This is a genomic window from Burkholderia sp. AU45251 (assembly GCF_030482905.1).
Classification (GTDB): Bacteria; Pseudomonadota; Gammaproteobacteria; order Burkholderiales; family Burkholderiaceae; genus Burkholderia; species Burkholderia aenigmatica.
Window position 1 is genome coordinate 1 of record NZ_JAUJQH010000075.1, and the last position, 1,082, is coordinate 1,082.

Consider the following 1,082-nt stretch of genomic DNA (forward strand, 5'->3'; position numbering starts at 1 on the left):
TGGATGCGTGCCACGCTGGTGGCCGCGCTCGGATCGCTCGTCGCGCTGATTGTCACCGCGTGCGGATCGTCGTCGATGCAGGCGAGCGGCCAGCAGCAGATTCGCCACGTGTTCGTGATCACGCTCGAAAACGAGAACTACACGACCACGTTCGGCGCGAACACGAAGGCGCCGTACCTTGCGACGACGCTGGCCGCGCAGGGTGCGCTGGTGCAGCAGTACTACGGCACCGGGCACGTGAGCCTCGACAACTACATCGCGATGCTCAGCGGCCAGTCGCCGACCAATGAAACCGACAACGACTGCCCGGTGTTCCAGGACTACAAGCTGACCGGGATGACGCCGGACGGGCAGGCGATCGGCTCGGGTTGCGTGTATCCGGCCACCGTGAAGACGCTGCCCGACCAGCTGAAGGCGGCCGGCTATACGTGGAAGGGCTACGAAGAGGACATGGGCAACGACCCGTCGCGCGAGGCGGCGACCTGCGGCCATCCGACGCTGAACACGACCGACCTGACGCAAGTTGCGCAGGCGCCGAGTGCGGCCGTGCCGGCCGGCGACCAGTACGCGACGCGCCACAATCCGTTCGTGTACTTCCATTCGATCATCGACTCGCCGGATTGCGCGAAGAACGTCGTGAATCTCGCGAGCCTCGAGAACGACCTGAAGTCGGCCGATACCACGGCGAACTTCAACCTGATCACGCCGAACCTGTGTCACGACGGCCATGACGCGCCGTGTGCGAACGGTGAAGCGGGCGGCCTGACGAGCGCCGACGCGTTCCTGAAGAAGTGGGTGCCGCTGATCACCGCGTCGCCGGCATTCCAGAAGGACGGGCTGCTGATCGTCAATTTCGACGAGAGCAGCTATGCGAGCGTGTCGCAACCGTCGCCGGGTGTGACCAACCTCACGTTCGCGGGCACCACCTGCTGCAGCCAGCAGCCGGGGCCGAACCTGCCGGTCTTCCCGCAGACGTCGTCGCTCGCCTACCACGGCGCGACGATCAACCTCACGAAGCAGAGCTTCGGCGGCGACCAGACGGGCGCGGTGATGATCTCGAAGTTCATCAAGCCGGGTACGGT

The 1,082-nt window shown here is 65.3% G+C and carries 1 protein-coding gene; it reads left to right on the top strand.

Annotated features, from left to right (window positions below):
* On the top strand, window positions 1–1,082 hold a 1,082-nt coding region (locus QZM67_RS39795), incomplete at both ends, for an alkaline phosphatase family protein (RefSeq protein ID WP_301811954.1).